We start from the raw sequence: 14,341 nt of genomic DNA, 5'->3' as shown, positions 1-14,341 counted from the left end.
GGTCACTCTCCGGGTTGGATGCGGCGGGTCGGGTGCTGCTGGGCGGGCGTGGTGCCCGCCGTGCGGATCGGGCTGTCCAGGTCGTCCTTCAGGCGCGGCTCGTTGCTGCTGGGTGCGCGGTTCATCAGACGCAGGATATAGTATGTGCCCGCCCCAAAGACCGCAAAATAAACGACGATAAAGGCGATCAGCGAGGCCCCCACCGCCGCCGCATCCAGCGGTGCGGCACTGTCGGCGGTGCGCAGATAGCCATAGACGGTGAAAGGTTGGCGCCCGACCTCGGTCGTGACCCAGCCCGCCAGCACGGCGATCAGGCCCGATGGCGCCATGGCCAGCGCCGCGCGGTGCAGCATCGGGCTGTCATGCAGCACGCCCCGCCAGCGCGCCCAGAGCGACCAGACCCCGATGCCCAGCATCGCGAACCCCAGGGCCACCATGATGCGGAACGACCAGAAGACGATGGCAACGGGGGGCTGATCCTCGCGCGGGATGGTGTCCAGGCCCGCCAGCGGCGCGTTCAGGTCGTGCTTGAGGATCAGCGAGGACAGCTTGGGGATGCCGATGGCATAATCCAGGCGCTGCTCCTTCTGGTTGGGGATGCCGAACAGATACAGGGGCGCTCCCGCCTCGTGGCTTTCGAAATGGCCCTCAATGGCCATGACCTTGGCGGGCTGATGTTCCAGCGTGTTGATGCCGTGGAAATCGCCCAGCACGATCTGGACCGGGGCAAAGATCGCGGCCATCCACATCGCCATGCTGAACATGGTGCGCGTGGCCGGGCTGACGCGGTCGCGGCGATGCCTGTGGCGCAGCAGGTGCAGCGCCGCGACGCCCCCCACGATGAAGGCCGTGGTCAGATAGGCCGCCGTGACCGTGTGCATCAGGCGATAGGGAAAGGACGGGTTGAAGATGACCTGCCAGAAATCGGTGGGCAGGAACTGGCCGGTGGCGGCGTCGATCTCGAACCCGGCCGGGGTGTGCATCCAGCTGTTCACCGACAGGATCCAGAAGGCCGAAAAGGCCGTGCCCAGGGCCACCGCCGCGCAGGCCACCATGTGCAGCGTCGGCCCCACGCGCTCTCGGCCGAACAGCATGATGCCCAGGAACCCCGCCTCCAGGAAAAACGCCGACAGCACCTCATAGGCCATCGGTCCGCCGATGACCGGTCCCGCCTTGTCGGAAAAGACCGACCAGTTGGTGCCGAACTGATAGGACATCACGATGCCCGACACGACGCCCATCGCAAAGGCCAGGGCAAAGATCTTGACCCAGTATCGGAACAGATCCAGATACTTGCTGTCCTTGGTCCACAGCCACAGCCCGTTCAGCACTGCCAGAAAGCTGGCCAGTCCGATGGTGAAGGCGGGAAACAGGAAGTGGAAGCTGACCGTGAAGGCGAACTGAATGCGGGCCAGCAGGATCGCGTCGGCATTGTCGAACATCGGGTGCCTTTCACGGCAAAGGCACGCGCCGGGGGCGTGGCCGGTTCGGGACGGGCGTTCCGGGTCCGGGCGACCCGCGACCTTGCGCCGTGGCCCGCACCCCTGAACATGGTCGAATTGTGCGCCCGCCCCCCCCACACATGCAAGAGCGTTGATGTCACGCCCCCCTGCGCTGTGGCCGATCTGCCCACCGGCCTGCCTTCCCGCGCCACCCCCCGGCCCCGACGGTTTGCCTCATCCGGCCCGGCGCGCTAGGGCGGGGCATCGCAGCGGAGAGCCCCATGACCGTCTTTCTGACCGGCCTGATGACCGGACTTGGCCTGATCCTGGCGATCGGGGCGCAGAACGCCTTTGTCCTGCGCCAGGGGCTGCGCGGGCAGCATGTGCTGGCGGTGTGCCTGACCTGCGCGATCTCGGATGCGGTGCTGATCGCGGCGGGGGTGGCGGGGGCCGGGGTGCTGATGGCGCGGATGCCTTGGCTGGACCCGGTGATGCGGTTGGCGGGGGCGGCCTTCCTGATCTGGTACGGGGCGCGCAGCCTGCGCGCGGCCCTGACCGCGCAGGACGCGCTGCAGGCCGCGCCGGGCGGGTCGCAGGGGCTGGGGCGGGTGCTGCTGGCCTGTCTGGCCATCACCTGGCTGAACCCGCATGTCTATCTGGACACGGTGGTGCTGCTGGGCGCCATCTCGACCCAGTTTCCGGGGCGCGAGGTGGCCTTTGCCGCGGGCGCCATGACCGGGTCGCTTCTGTTCTTTTTCAGCCTGGGTTATGGCGCGGCATGGCTGCGGCCGGTCTTTGCCCGCCCGGCGGCGTGGCGACGGCTGGAGCTGGCGGTGGCGCTGGTCATGTGGGCCATCGCCCTGCGGTTGCTGTGGCCGTGGATCGCCGGCTGACGGGGGCAAAACCCCGTGACTGCGGCATCATATCTGTTGAAAACCCGGGCCAACGGCCTTAACTGCAACCGCACCCACAAGGCCGTTGGCGCCGTGGTGCCGCACCGGCCCCGCACGACCCGCCGGCTTCCGACAGGCGCCGGCACGGCTGGACGCAGAACGACAGGCCTTGATGCTCGACCAACCTCTATCCCCCCGCAGCGCCCGCGAATGGCTGACCACGCTGGCGCGCTATCGTGACCCCTCGACCCCGCGCAGCCTGTTCGAGCTGGCCGTGACGCTGCTGCCGCTTATCGCGGTCTGGGCGCTGGCCTGGGCCGCGCTGTCGGTCAGCCCGTGGCTTGCGCTGATTCTGGCGGCGGCAAACGGGCTGTTCCTGGTGCGCATCTTCATCATCCAGCATGATTGCGGGCACGGATCGTTCCTCAAGAACCGCCGCGCGCAGGACTGGGTCGGGCGCAGCCTGGGCGTGCTGACCCTGACGCCCTATGCGGTGTGGAAACGCACCCACGCGATCCATCACGCCTATCACGGCAATCTGGACCAGCGTGGAATCGGCGACGTGATGACGCTGACCATCGACGAATACCGGGCGCGCAGCGGGTTCGGGCGGTTCATGTACCGGCTGTACCGTCATCCGATGGTGCTGTTCGTGCTGGGCCCCAGCTATCTGTTCATCCTGCAGAACCGCCTGCCCCTGGGCCTGATGGGCCAGCGGCAGTACTGGATGTCGGCGATGGGCACCAATGCCGCCATCGCGGTGCTGGTCGCGCTAATCGTGTGGGCGGGGGGCTGGCTGCCAGTGCTGCTGGTGTTCCTGCCGACCGTGGTGGTGGCCGCGACCATCGGCGTCTGGCTGTTCTATGTCCAGCACCAGTTCGAGGAGACGCACTGGTCGCGCGCCGAGGATTGGCAGATCCACGATGCGGCGCTGGAGGGCAGCTCTCACTATGTGCTGCCGCAGCCGCTGCGCTGGCTGACGGGCAATATCGGCATCCACCACGTCCACCACCTGTATTCGCGCATCCCCTTTTACCGCTTGGGCGAGGTCATCCGCGACCACCGCGAGCTGGCCGAGGCACAGCGCCTGACCATCCGCGAAAGCCTGTCGGCGGTGCGCCTGCACCTGTGGGACGACCCCCAGGGCAAGCTGATCTCCTTTGCCGAGGCCCGCGCCCGCTACGGCATCGCCTGAGGGTCAGGCCAGCGCCGCCAGCAGCTGTCCGTGCAGCCGTTGGCCCGCTACGATCAGGCCGTCCACCTGCGCGCGCGTGCTGTTGAACCGCATCGGCTGGCCGCGCCGGTCGGTCACCCGCGCGCCCGCGCGTTCCGCGATCAAGGCGCCCGCCGCGATATCCCATTCCCAGGCCGCGCGCAGCGACAGGGCGGCGTCGAACCGCCCCTCGGCCGCCAGGCACAGGCGCCAGGCCAGCGACGACCGGAACTCGCGCCGAAACCCCGGCATGCCGTCCCGCCAGTCGGGCGAATCGGCGATGGCGCGATAGGTCAGGACGCGGGCGCCCTCGACCCCCACATCGGTGGGGGCGATGGGCTGGCCGTTCAGCGTGGCCGGTCCGTCCGCATGGGCGGCATAGGTCAGGTCGGGCACCGGCAGATGCACCACCGCCGCGACGATGCGCCCGTCGCGGGCGACGGCCAGCGAATGGGCGAACCCCTCCTGCCCGTCGATGAAGGCGCGGGTGCCGTCGATCGGGTCGATGATAAAGCAGTGCTGCGCATCCTGGCGCGACGGATCGGCCTCGGATTCCTCGGACAGCCAACCATAGGCGGGGCGCGCGCCCATCAGATGCGCCTGCAGGGCGTCGTTCACGGCCAGATCGGCCTCGGTCACGGGGCCCGCGTTGTCGGCCTTGTCCCAGACCTGCGGATCGCGCCGCCAGTATCGCAGCGCGATCTGACCCGCCCCCCGCGCCGCGGCGGTCAGCAGGTCCAGATCGGCCTGCGCGCCCTGCAACGACTCAGGCCCCTGCAACGGTCATGCCCTGGACCAGCAGGCTGGGCACCTCCTGGCCGCGCCAGGGCAGGGCGTCATCCGCCGCGATCAGCGTCATCAGCATCTGGCGCAGATTGCCCGCGATGGTGCATTCGTTGACCGGCCAGGCGATCCGCCCGTCCTGCACCCAGAACCCCGCCGCGCCGCGCGAATAATCGCCCGTCGTCCCGTTGATCGAGGCGCCCAGCATCGAGGTCACCACCAGCCCCGTCCCCATCCGCGCGATCAGGTCGTCACGGCTGTCGGTGCCGGGCGTCAGGATGACGTTGCTGTGGCCCGGCTGCGGGCTGGAGGCCAGGCCGCGCGACGCCGATGCGGTGCTGTCCATGCCCAGCTTGCGCGCGGTGGCCAGGTCCAGCGTCCAGCCCTGCAGGACGCCATCGGCCACGATCAGGCGGCGGCGCGTGGCCAGCCCCTCGGCATCGAAGGGCCGCGACGAGGGATAGCGGGGCCGCAGCGGGTCCTCGACCAGATCCATGCCGGGGGGCAGGACCGGTTCGCCCAGATCGCGGCGCAGCCAGCTGGCGCCCCGCGCGATGGCGCTGCCGTTCACCGCCGCCAGCAGATGCCCGATCAGCGAGGCCGACACGCGCCGGTCGAACAGGATCGGAAAGGCCCCGGTCGGCGGCTTTTTCGCACCGGCCCGCGCCAGGGTGCGTTCCGCGGCCAGCAGGCCGATCTCCTCAGGGGTGGGCAGGTCGGCGGCATGGACCCGCGATTCACCGGCATAGTCGCGTTCCATCCGCAGGCCTTCGCCGGTGATGGCCACGACCGACTGCGCATGGGTGGTGCGACCGTAGCCGCCCGAAAACCCGTTCGTCGCCGCCAGCCACATCCGCCGATGGCCATAGGCGGCATTCGCGGCCTCGACCTGGGTGATACCTTGGACGGACAGGGCGGCGGCCTCGGCGCGCAAAGCCATGTCCTGCAGATGCGCGGGGTCCGGCTCGGGCGCGTCCTCGGTGATGTCCAGACCGTGCGCGTCGCGGGCCTGCGCCAGCTGGGACGGATCGGCCAGGCCCAGATGGTCGTCCACCGGGGCCTCGCGCGCCATGGCGACGGCGCGCGCGGCCATCTGGGCGATGGCCTGATCGCCGTGATCGGAGGAGGAGACCGCCGCCTGCCGCCCGCCGATCAGCACGCGCAGGCCGATCTCGATCCCCTCGGCGCGTTCGGCCTGTTCCAGACCGCGCGCGCGCACGTCGATGCTGACCGAGCGACCGTCCACCGCCAGCGCGTCGGCCTGATCGGCCCCGGCCCGGCGGGCGGCGTCGATCAGCGCCTCGGCCAGACGTTTCAGGCGGAGGGGGTCGTCGGTGGCAGCGGTCATGGGGCTCTCTTGCGGCAAGGGAAGGGGCCGGGACGCATGCCCCGGCCCGATGTCAGGCGTCGGAGGTCACTGGATCTGCTGGCCGTTGGCAAAGATCGACCCGCCCTCGCGGAACTCGATCTCGGTCTGCAGCTGGTCCTCGGCACCGTCGACGGGGCGGGCGAACATGGCCATCATCATGCGCGGGCCCATCAGCTGTTCGGCCGGGACGACGCCCATGGCGACCAGGCGGTCCAGGAAGGTGTTCACCCCCGAGAAGGTCCCCGACAGCGTGCCGATGGGCTGGGTCGGGTCCTCGCCAAAGGTCAGCTCGCCCGACACATCGGCCTCGGCCCCCACCGCCGACATCGAAAAGTCGCGGATCGACAGGCTGCGCGGCAGGAAGGGCATCTCGCCCTCGGCCGGGACGGCGGCGTCAGGGTCCATGAAGTTGCGGGTCAGCACCGCCAGCCCCTCAAGGTCGATGGACAGGCGGGCGGGGTCGCGGGGCAGGGTCGCCTCGGGGTCCATCGCCTGCCAGATCGCATCATCCAGCGTCAGCCCGTCCAGCAGATAGGTCAGCGCAAAGGGCTGCTCCGCCTCGGACGCCACGACCGGCATGGCCAGGCGGAACCGGTTCTCGGCCGCCGCATAGGCGATGGGGAAGGGCATGTCGGACGAGGTCAGGTTGACCGCCATGTCGGTCAGGCCGCCCTCATAGGACAGACCCTCGGCGCTCATGGACACGGCCAGGGTGCCGCTTGCGGCCTCGAAGCTGCCGCTGGTCTCCTGGTCGGGGCCGTCGGCGCGCAGCGCACTGGCGCTGAAGGTGCCCGTCGTGGCGCCCATCCCCAAGGTGCCCTGACCCGCGAACCCGGCCTGCAGGGCCTGGGTCGGCTGGCTGCCGAAATTGACCTCTCCGGCGGGGGTGGTGCCGTCGCCGCTCATGGTCAGGTCGTTGATGGTGAAGGTCGCGGCGAAATCGTCGGTGGCCTCCGACCCTTCGGGGGCGTCCAGCGCGGGGCCGCTGGCAGTCAGCGACATCTCCATGCTGTCGGCGCGACCCTCATAGGTCTGCGCGCCGCTGCCATCGGCGGCCCGCGTCATGGTCTGCACGCCCTCGACCCCGGTCAGGGTCGCGGTCAGCGGCGCGTCGTTCTCGCTCTCCAGGGCGCGGCCGGACAGGGCCATGGTCGGCATGACAAAGCTGTGGCGCATCTCGTCGGGGGTGCCCGACGAGATCGTCTCGTTGCCCGGCGCGTCCAGGGTCATGTCAAAGCCGATCGGCTCTCCCTCGGGGCCCTCGTCGCGCATGACGATCGTCATCTGGCCGTCGATCACCGACCGGACCGTGCCGTCGCCCACCGGGGTCAGCGCGATCTGGGGCATGGTGAACGTGAACTCGGCCGCCTCGGCCTCGTCCGAGCTGAGCGTCACGTCGGTCAGGGTCAGGGCGTCGCCTGCGGCGTCCTCGGACCCGACCTGGACCTGATAGCCCATCTGCTCATAGATGTCGCGCAGGTTCTGCCAGACCTCTGCGGGGGTGACATCGGCCAGGGCGGGGCCAGCGGCCAGGATCAGCGCGAGGGCCGAGGTTGCAAGGGGGCGGTTCATGGCGGATACCTTTCGCAAACCTGAAATTGGCGGGATTTCTGACACAGTGCCGCCGAAAGGGAAAGGGAACAAGTCGTGATCCACAGCCAGCACCGGGACGGCCTGTCCCTGTTGACCATCGACCGCCCCGACAAGGCGAACGCCCTGACCGCCGCGATGCTGCGCGACCTGCGCGCGGGTGTCGATGCGGCCCGGGACAGCGGCGCGCGGGCGCTGATCCTGACCGGCACGGGGCGGATCTTTTCCGCAGGCGCCGATCTGGACGAGGCCCGCGCGGGCCTGGCCACCGCCCCCGAATGGCAGGATCTGTCCGGCGCGCTGGCCGCCCTGCCCTGCCTGACCATCGCGGCGCTGAACGGCACGCTGGCGGGGGGCGCCTTCGGCATGGCGCTGGCTTGCGACATCCGCCTGGCGGTGCCAGAGGCGCGGTTCTTCTATCCGGTGATGCGGCTTGGCTTTCTGCCGCAGCCGGGCGATCCGGGGCGGCTGGTGGCGCTGGTGGGACCGGCGCGGGCGCGGATGATCCTGATGGGCGGCGCCCGGATCGAGGCGCCCGAGGCGCTGGCCTGGGGCCTGGTCGACCGCCTGCACCCCGCGCCGGACCTGGCCGATGCCGCCCGCGCGCTGGCCACCGATGCGCTGGCCGCCGACGCTGCCCATGTCGCCGCGATCAAGGCGATGACGCGCTGAGCGGTCGGAACAACATTCGCGGCGGGCCGTTTGGGCAGACGGCCTGTCCTTCGCGATGCGGGGCCGCGCCGATGATTGTCCTTTTCTGCCGCCACAGCCTTGCGGACCGGGCGCGCCGATCGCAGGTAAGGCCCAAGAACCAAAGGAGTTTTCCGATGCGCACCCCCATCGTCGCCGCCATCCTGGCGCTGACCACCGCCCTGCCCGCCACCGCCGACACGATCCGGGTGGGCATGTCCGGCGGCTATTTTCCCTTTACCTTCACCCGCGCGGACACGCTGCAGGGCTTTGAGGTCGATTTCCTGAACGCCATCGCCGAGGAGACGGGCGATGAGGTCGAATTCGTCACCATGTCCTTTTCGGGCCTGATCGGCGCGCTGGAATCGAACCGCATCGACACCATCGCCAACCAGATCACCATCACCCCCGAACGCGAGGCGGCCTTTGCCTTCACCCAGCCCTATGTCTATGACGGCGCGCAGATCGTGACCCGCGAAGGCAACGCGGCCGACATCACCGGCCCCGAAAGCCTGGACGGCAAGACGGTCGCGGTGAACCTGGGGTCGAATTTCGAACAGCTGCTGCGCGAACTGCCCAATGCGGATCAGATCGACATCCGCACCTATGAAAGCAACATCGAACAGGACACCGCCCTGGGCCGGGTCGATGCGTTCGTGATGGACCGCGTGTCATCCGCGCAGGTGATCGCGCAGAGCCCGCTGCCGCTGGAGCTGGCCGGAGAGCCCTTCTCGGAGATCCGCAATGCCCTGCCCTTCCGCAATGACGAGGCGGGCCAAGCGCTGCGCGACCGCGTGGACGCCGCCATCACCACGCTGAAGGAGAACGGCACCCTGGCCGAGATATCCCAGAAATGGCTGGAGGCCGACGTCACGCAGCCCGTGGCCGAGTAAATGCGCCCCCTGGACACCGCCTATATGTGGGAGCTGGTCCCGGTCATCGCGGGCTATGTGCCGCTGACGCTGTTCATGGCGGTCATCGCCATGATCGCGGCGCTGGCGCTGGCGGCGGCGCTGGCCATCGTGCGGGTGCTGCGCGTGCCGGTGCTGGACCGCATCGTGGCGGTGTTCATCAGCTTTTTCCGGGGCACGCCCCTGCTGGTGCAGCTGTTCCTGTTCTATTTCGGCCTGCCGCAGGTGGTGCCCGCCATGACCGGCATCGACGGGGTGACGGCGGCGATCATCGGCCTGACGCTGCATTTCTCGGCCTATATGGCAGAGAGCATCCGCGGCGCCATCCTGGGCGTCGATCGCAGCCAGTGGGAGGCCGCCCAGTCCATCGGCATGACCCAGGGCCAGCTGCTGCGCCGGATCATCCTGCCCCAAGCCGCGCGGACGGCGGCGCCGACGCTGATGAACTATTTCATCGACATGATCAAAAGCACCTCGCTGGCCTTCACCCTGGGCGTGACCGAGATGATGGGCGCCGCACAGAAGGAGGCCGCCGGCAGCTTTCTGTATCTGGAGGCGTTCCTGGTGGTCGCGCTGTTCTACTGGGTCATCGTCGAAACCCTGTCGGTCGGCCAGCGCCGGCTGGAATCCAGCCTTGGAAAGGCGGTCGCCCGATGAGCTGTCAGATCGAGATCACCGGACTGGTCAAGCGGTTCGGCACCAATACGGTGCTGAACGGCATCGACCTGTGCCTGGAGCCGGGCGAACGCGTGGCGATCATCGGCCCCTCGGGCACCGGAAAATCGACGCTGCTGCGTTGCCTGAACTGGCTGGACCAGCCCGATCAGGGCCAGATCCGCATGGGCGACGTGACGGTGGATGCTGCCCGTGCCAGCCGCGCCGACATTCTGGCGCTGCGGCGGCGGACGGGGTTCGTGTTCCAGAACTATGCCCTGTTCGCCAACAAGACCGCGCGCGCCAACATCACCGAAGGGCTGACCACGGTGCGCGGCTGGTCCGCTGATCGCGCCCGCGCGCGGGCCGATGACATCCTGGCGCAGATCGGGCTGGCGGATCGCGGCGACAGCTATCCCGCCGCCATGTCGGGCGGGCAACAGCAGCGCGTGGGGATCGGGCGCGCGATGGCGCTGGACGCCGATCTGATGCTGTTCGACGAGCCGACCAGCGCGCTGGACCCCGAATGGGTGGGCGAGGTTCTGGACCTAATCCGCCGCATCGCGGACGGGCGCCAGACCATGCTGATCGTCACCCACGAGATGCAGTTCGCCCGCGAGATCGCCGACCGGATCGTGTTCATGGAGGGGGGGCGCATCGTCGAACAGGGGCCGCCCGAACAGCTGTTCGGACGGGCGCAGGACGACCGCACGCGGGCCTTCCTGCGGCGGGTGGGCTGATTACAGCCCGGCCACGGTGTAATAGGCCTGCGTGCTGCGGTCGTCGCTGAAGCCGATGCCGCTGGCGATGATGCAGCTGGTCTCATCGGCGCGCGGGGCGACCAGCGTCCAGGTGCCCAGCTGGTCCGACCCCCACAGCTCGGTGCCTTGGGCGCCGGCGGTCTCGACGGGGTGTTCGTCGAAATCATGGCGCAGGGTGGCCGCGATTTCCGCGTCGGACGCGCAATAGGGCTGATCGTCGATGGCCAGTTCGGACACCGGCAGGGTGTGGATGTCCTCCAGCAGGGTGGCGGGGGCGATGCCCTGCATCGCGCTCCAACCCTGGACGGGCTGGGCGGGGCTGGCGGACAAAGCGGGCGTGACGTTCAGCAGCGCCACCGCGCCGGCAAAGCCAAGGCGAATGATGGGATCTGCGCGGGTCATGATGATAGCCTTTCTTGCGAATTCATCAGGAAAACGCGGATTTTGCCATCAGGGTTCCCGGACGCTGCGTCACGCCCACCGCCGCGCCAGGGTCAGACGCGCCTCCAGCCCCGGGGAGGCGCGGTGGAATTCCAGCCGCCCGCCATGCTGCGCCGCGATGGTCGAGACGATCGCCAGGCCCAGTCCCACACCGCTGGCGGTGCCCGCATTCTCTCCGCGCTGAAAGGCACCGGTCAGGCGGGCGACGTCCTCCTCGGTCAGGACCGATCCGCGGTCGGTGACGCCGATCCAGGCCTCGTCCGCGCTGCCGCCGGTGACGACCACGGCCTCGCGCCCGTATTTCAGCGCATTGTCGATCAGATTGGACAGCGCGCGGCGCAGCGCGGTGGGCTGGCCGCGCATCAGCAGCGCGTGGCTGTCCAGCGTCGGGCGGCTGGCCGTGCGGGAAAACAGCGTGCCCGCGCGGGCCGGGGGCGGCTGCGACTGGCGCAGCGTCACGGGCAGGCCCACGTCCTGATAATCGGCCACCACCGCCTCGGCCAGCGAAGTCAGGGATAGCTGGCGGAACGGCTCGGCCCCGATCTCGGCGCGGGTATAGGTCAGCACGCCGTCGATCATGGTGGTCATCTCGTCGATGTCCCGCTCCAGCCGCTCGCGCAGGGAGGCGTCCTCGATCATGGCGCTGCGCAGGCGCAGGCGGGTGGCGGGGGTGCCCAGATCATGGCTGACCCCCGACAGGACCAGGGCGCGATTCTCCAGCGCGGCGCGGTCCTGGGCGACATAGGCGTTCACGGCCTGCGCGGTCTGGCGCAGCTCCTCGACGCCGCCGACGGGCAGGGCGGCGGTGCGGGCGCGGTGATCGCCCAGGGCGCGCGCGAAGGCCACGAAGGCGCCCGACACTTCGGCCACCCAACCCAGCAGCAGCGCCAACGCCCCCACCGCCAGCGCCCCGGCCAGCAGGCGCCGGTCGGGCGGCGCCGCGTCGCAGCCCCAGACCGCCGCGCCGTCGATGCGCATCCACGGCCCCGTGTCGCGCTGGATGAACAGGCGCGGATCGCTGCAGAACCGCGCCATTGCCCGCGTGACCGAGGCCAGCCCCGCCGCCTGGCTGCCGCCGCCCACCGATTGCACCGCCGCCGCCGGATAGGTCAGGTCGGGCGACTGGATGCGCACCGACAGCCGCGCGCCCTGCGTGAGGTCCGGGCGGCCGCCGCCGGTCAGGGTGATCACCGTCTGCCGCCAGCCCGGCGGCAGGTCCGGTTCGGCGCGCAGCTGGGTCAGCGACAGGCCCTGGGGCAGGGCGCTGCCCGATTCCAGGCTGTCGGCCAGGGCAAGGCCCGCGACATAGGCCCCGTCCAGATGCGCCCGCCAGGCCGCGTCGCTGGCGGTCCACAGCCAGACCGACCCGCCCCCCGCCAGCATCGCCAGCACCACCCACAGGCTGGCCACCACCCGCAGCGACAGGCGGTCAGTCAGCGTCACGCGCCACCTCGGACGACAGCACATAGCCCAGGCCCCGTTCGGTGCGGATCAGGGCGGGGTCGGTCTTCTGCCGCAACCGTCCGACCAGCACGTCGATGGCGCGCCCTTCGGCGGCATCGTCATCGTCCAGGGCGGCGGCGATCTCGTCCCGGGTCAGGGGGATCAGCGGGTTGGCCAGGAACACCCGCAGCAGCGCGGTCTCGCGCGCGGACAGGCTGACCTGCCAGCCGCCGGGCGCGGTCACCTCGTCGCGGCGCGCGTCGTATCGCCAGCCCGCAAAGCGCAGCACGCTGTCGCGCCGCCTGTGCGACAGGCTGGGCGCGCGGTTCGCCCGGCGCAGCACCGCCCGGATGCGGGCCAGCAGCAGGTCGGGGTTGAACGGCTTGGCGATGTAGTCGTCGGCCCCGACCTCGTAGCCGGCCATGCGCTGATGGTCGGCGGACAGGGCGCTGACCATGATGATGGGCACGTCCTGCGCCTCGCGGATCTCGGCGCAGATCTGCACGCCGTCGTCATCGCCCAGGGACACGTCCAGCAGGATCAGGTCCACCCGGCCCCCGCGCAGCGCGGCCAGCGCGGTCGCGCGGCTGTCGGCGCAGGTCACGTGCAGGCCGTTGCGCTGCAGATAGGCGGCCAGCATGGCGGCCATGTCGGCATCATCCTCGACCAGCAGAAGGCGGTGCAGGCTCATGATCGGTCCTCCGGTTCGGTGGTCTAGCACCGCCTGCGGGGGTTTCGTAACAGTTTGTAACATAACGCCGCGAAATCTGCCTGGCGCATGGCGGCTCTGCGTTGCGGGCATGGCTGGCGCTCAGGCATGATGGCGGAACACGCGGATCAGCGAATCCGCGCGGGAAAGATCTGGGAGGATCCATGAACCTGAAATCCGTTCTGGCGGCATCGACCGCCGTGATGATGGCTGCGCCCGCGATGGCCAACCCCACCGCCGAGGTGATGCATTGGTGGACCTCGGGCGGCGAGGCCCGTTCGGTCGCCGTCCTGCAGGAGCAGTTCGCAGCCGAAGGCGGCACCTGGACCGACATGCCCGTGGCCGGCGGCGGCGGCGACGCCGCGATGACCGCGCTGCGCGCCCGCGTCCTGTCCGGCAACGCCCCCACCGCCGTCCAGCTGAAAGGCCCCGCGATCCAGGAATGGTTCGAGGAGACCGGCCTGGCCGATATCGGCACTGTTGCCGAGGAGAATGGCTGGGACGCCGTCCTGCCCGAGCAGATCGCCGCCCACATGAAGTGCGATGACCAGTGGTGCGCCGCACCCGTGAACGTCCACCGCGTCAACTGGATCTGGGGCAACAAGCAGATCCTGGACGAGCATGGCATCGAGATGCCGACCACCTGGGACGAATTCAACGCCGCCGCCGAAAAGCTGCAGGCCGCGGGCGTGACGCCGCTGGCCCATGGCGGCCAGAACTGGCAGGACGCGACCATCTTCGAGACGGTCGTCCTGGGCCTGGGCGGACCGGAATTCTACAGCCAAGCGCTGGTCGATCTGGACACCGAGGCGCTGACCTCGGACACGATGCGCCAGGTGTTCGACCAGATGCGGACCATCCGCGGCTATGTCGACGACAACTTCTCGGGTCGCGACTGGAACCTGGCCACGGCCATGGTCATGAACGACGAGGCCGCCTTCCAGATCATGGGTGACTGGGCCAAGGGCGAATTCCTGGCCGCGGGCAAAGAGCCGGGCGTCGATTTCGTCTGCGCGCCGACCCCGGGCGAAGGGTTCCTGTATAACGTCGACAGCTTTGCCTTCTTTGAGCTGGACGGCGAGGACAAGCAGCAGGGCCAGGCCCTTCTGGCCAGCCTGATCATGGGGCCGGAATTCCAGCACACGTTCAACCTGAACAAGGGCTCGATCCCGGCACGCACCGACGTCTCGCTGGACGATTTCGACGATTGCGCGAAACAGTCGAATGCCGACATGACCGCGGATGCGGCCAGCGGTTCGCTGCTGCCCAGCTATGCGCATGGCATGGCGCTGCGCGGTGCGCCGGCCGGCGCGATCACCGACGTGGTGACCGCGCATTTCAACAGCGACATGTCGTCGGATGACGCCGTGCAGCAACTGGCCGACGCCGTCGCCAACGCGATGTGATCACGGCCTGACGACCCCGCGCCCCTTGCCGGGCGC

14 protein-coding genes are annotated in these 14,341 nt (G+C 69.5%); 7 read left to right on the top strand and 7 right to left on the bottom strand.

Annotated features, from left to right (window positions below):
• Positions 1-2: 2 nt before the first annotated feature.
• Positions 3-1,442, bottom strand: a complete 1,440-nt coding sequence (locus tag FA740_RS07350) for a cytochrome ubiquinol oxidase subunit I (protein WP_136856123.1) — start codon at positions 1,440-1,442, stop codon at positions 3-5.
• A gap of 281 nt (positions 1,443-1,723) precedes the next feature.
• Here FA740_RS07350 and FA740_RS07345 point away from each other — a divergent pair, with 281 nt between their 5' ends.
• Together FA740_RS07345 and FA740_RS07340 are read left to right on the top strand one after the other, a co-directional pair.
• Complete coding sequence (locus tag FA740_RS07345; RefSeq protein WP_136856122.1) at positions 1,724-2,335, top strand: LysE/ArgO family amino acid transporter; 612 nt, start codon at positions 1,724-1,726, stop codon at positions 2,333-2,335.
• Between the two features lie 172 nt (positions 2,336-2,507).
• Positions 2,508-3,530 carry a fatty acid desaturase gene (locus FA740_RS07340; RefSeq protein WP_136856121.1) on the top strand — a complete coding sequence of 341 codons (1,023 nt, stop codon included), beginning with the start codon at positions 2,508-2,510 and terminating at the stop codon, positions 3,528-3,530.
• A 3-nt stretch (positions 3,531-3,533) separates the two neighbouring features.
• Here the strand turns inward: FA740_RS07340 and FA740_RS07335 are convergent, their stop codons facing one another.
• The 3 genes from FA740_RS07335 to FA740_RS07325 form a co-directional block, all read right to left on the bottom strand.
• Complete coding sequence (locus tag FA740_RS07335; protein WP_246053512.1) at positions 3,534-4,328, bottom strand: 3'(2'),5'-bisphosphate nucleotidase CysQ; 795 nt, start codon at positions 4,326-4,328, stop codon at positions 3,534-3,536.
• The gene (locus FA740_RS07330) at positions 4,315-5,679 is read right to left on the bottom strand and encodes a TldD/PmbA family protein (RefSeq protein ID WP_136856120.1); all 1,365 of its coding nucleotides are present in this window, start codon (positions 5,677-5,679) and stop codon (positions 4,315-4,317) included. Before FA740_RS07330 ends, FA740_RS07335 begins: the two co-directional genes overlap by 14 nt.
• Before the next feature lie 66 nt (positions 5,680-5,745).
• Positions 5,746-7,272, bottom strand: a complete 1,527-nt coding sequence (locus tag FA740_RS07325; RefSeq protein WP_136856119.1) for a DUF2125 domain-containing protein — start codon at positions 7,270-7,272, stop codon at positions 5,746-5,748.
• Between the two features lie 75 nt (positions 7,273-7,347).
• On the opposite strand from FA740_RS07325, the gene FA740_RS07320 reads away from it, so the two are divergent.
• The 4 genes from FA740_RS07320 (at position 7,348) to FA740_RS07305 (ending at position 10,285) form a co-directional block, all read left to right on the top strand.
• Complete coding sequence (locus FA740_RS07320) at positions 7,348-7,962, top strand: enoyl-CoA hydratase/isomerase family protein (RefSeq protein ID WP_136856118.1); 615 nt, start codon at positions 7,348-7,350, stop codon at positions 7,960-7,962.
• Positions 7,963-8,117: 155 nt separating this feature from the next.
• On the top strand, positions 8,118-8,873 hold the full coding sequence (locus tag FA740_RS07315; protein WP_136856117.1) for an amino acid ABC transporter substrate-binding protein: 756 nt from the start codon (positions 8,118-8,120) through the stop codon (positions 8,871-8,873).
• Entirely contained in the window at positions 8,874-9,548 is a 675-nt protein-coding gene (locus FA740_RS07310; protein ID WP_136856116.1) for an amino acid ABC transporter permease, read from the top strand.
• Entirely contained in the window at positions 9,545-10,285 is a 741-nt protein-coding gene (locus FA740_RS07305) for an amino acid ABC transporter ATP-binding protein (protein WP_136856115.1), read from the top strand. Before FA740_RS07310 ends, FA740_RS07305 begins: the two co-directional genes overlap by 4 nt.
• Here the strand turns inward: FA740_RS07305 and FA740_RS07300 are convergent, their stop codons facing one another.
• The 3 genes from FA740_RS07300 to FA740_RS07290 all read right to left on the bottom strand — a co-directional run bounded on the left by FA740_RS07300 (position 10,286) and on the right by FA740_RS07290 (position 12,881).
• The gene (locus FA740_RS07300; protein WP_136856114.1) at positions 10,286-10,708 is read right to left on the bottom strand and encodes a hypothetical protein; all 423 of its coding nucleotides are present in this window, start codon (positions 10,706-10,708) and stop codon (positions 10,286-10,288) included. It abuts the gene before it with no gap.
• Positions 10,709-10,777: 69 nt separating this feature from the next.
• Positions 10,778-12,190 carry an ATP-binding protein gene (locus FA740_RS07295; protein WP_246053511.1) on the bottom strand — a complete coding sequence of 471 codons (1,413 nt, stop codon included), beginning with the start codon at positions 12,188-12,190 and terminating at the stop codon, positions 10,778-10,780.
• Positions 12,177-12,881 (bottom strand): response regulator transcription factor, encoded by a 705-nt coding sequence (locus FA740_RS07290; protein WP_136856112.1) that lies wholly within the window; start codon positions 12,879-12,881, stop codon positions 12,177-12,179. Before FA740_RS07290 ends, FA740_RS07295 begins: the two co-directional genes overlap by 14 nt.
• Before the next feature lie 182 nt (positions 12,882-13,063).
• Here FA740_RS07290 and FA740_RS07285 point away from each other — a divergent pair, with 182 nt between their 5' ends.
• Positions 13,064-14,305, top strand: a complete 1,242-nt coding sequence (locus FA740_RS07285; protein ID WP_136856111.1) for an ABC transporter substrate-binding protein — start codon at positions 13,064-13,066, stop codon at positions 14,303-14,305.
• Positions 14,306-14,341 lie beyond the last annotated feature (36 nt).

This window comes from Paracoccus hibiscisoli (genome assembly GCF_005048265.1).
Taxonomy (GTDB): Bacteria; Pseudomonadota; Alphaproteobacteria; order Rhodobacterales; family Rhodobacteraceae; genus Paracoccus; species Paracoccus hibiscisoli.
This window is presented reverse-complemented; position numbering and strand designations above follow the sequence as displayed.

Bases quoted from the DNA above. Each gene is read 5' to 3' on its own strand.
- FA740_RS07305 (WP_136856115.1), top strand. From the start codon at position 9,545: ATGAGCTGTCAGATCGAGATCACCGGACTGGTCAAGCGGTTCGGCACC.
- FA740_RS07315 (WP_136856117.1), top strand. From the start codon at position 8,118: ATGCGCACCCCCATCGTCGCCGCCATCCTGGCGCTGACCACCGCCCTG.
- FA740_RS07350 (WP_136856123.1), bottom strand. From the start codon at position 1,442: ATGTTCGACAATGCCGACGCGATCCTGCTGGCCCGCATTCAGTTCGCC.
- FA740_RS07330 (WP_136856120.1), bottom strand. From the start codon at position 5,679: ATGACCGCTGCCACCGACGACCCCCTCCGCCTGAAACGTCTGGCCGAG.
- FA740_RS07300 (WP_136856114.1), bottom strand. From the start codon at position 10,708: ATGACCCGCGCAGATCCCATCATTCGCCTTGGCTTTGCCGGCGCGGTG.
- FA740_RS07340 (WP_136856121.1), top strand. From the start codon at position 2,508: ATGCTCGACCAACCTCTATCCCCCCGCAGCGCCCGCGAATGGCTGACC.
- FA740_RS07310 (WP_136856116.1), top strand. From the start codon at position 8,874: ATGCGCCCCCTGGACACCGCCTATATGTGGGAGCTGGTCCCGGTCATC.
- FA740_RS07325 (WP_136856119.1), bottom strand. From the start codon at position 7,272: ATGAACCGCCCCCTTGCAACCTCGGCCCTCGCGCTGATCCTGGCCGCT.
- FA740_RS07285 (WP_136856111.1), top strand. From the start codon at position 13,064: ATGAACCTGAAATCCGTTCTGGCGGCATCGACCGCCGTGATGATGGCT.
- FA740_RS07345 (WP_136856122.1), top strand. From the start codon at position 1,724: ATGACCGTCTTTCTGACCGGCCTGATGACCGGACTTGGCCTGATCCTG.
- FA740_RS07290 (WP_136856112.1), bottom strand. From the start codon at position 12,881: ATGAGCCTGCACCGCCTTCTGCTGGTCGAGGATGATGCCGACATGGCC.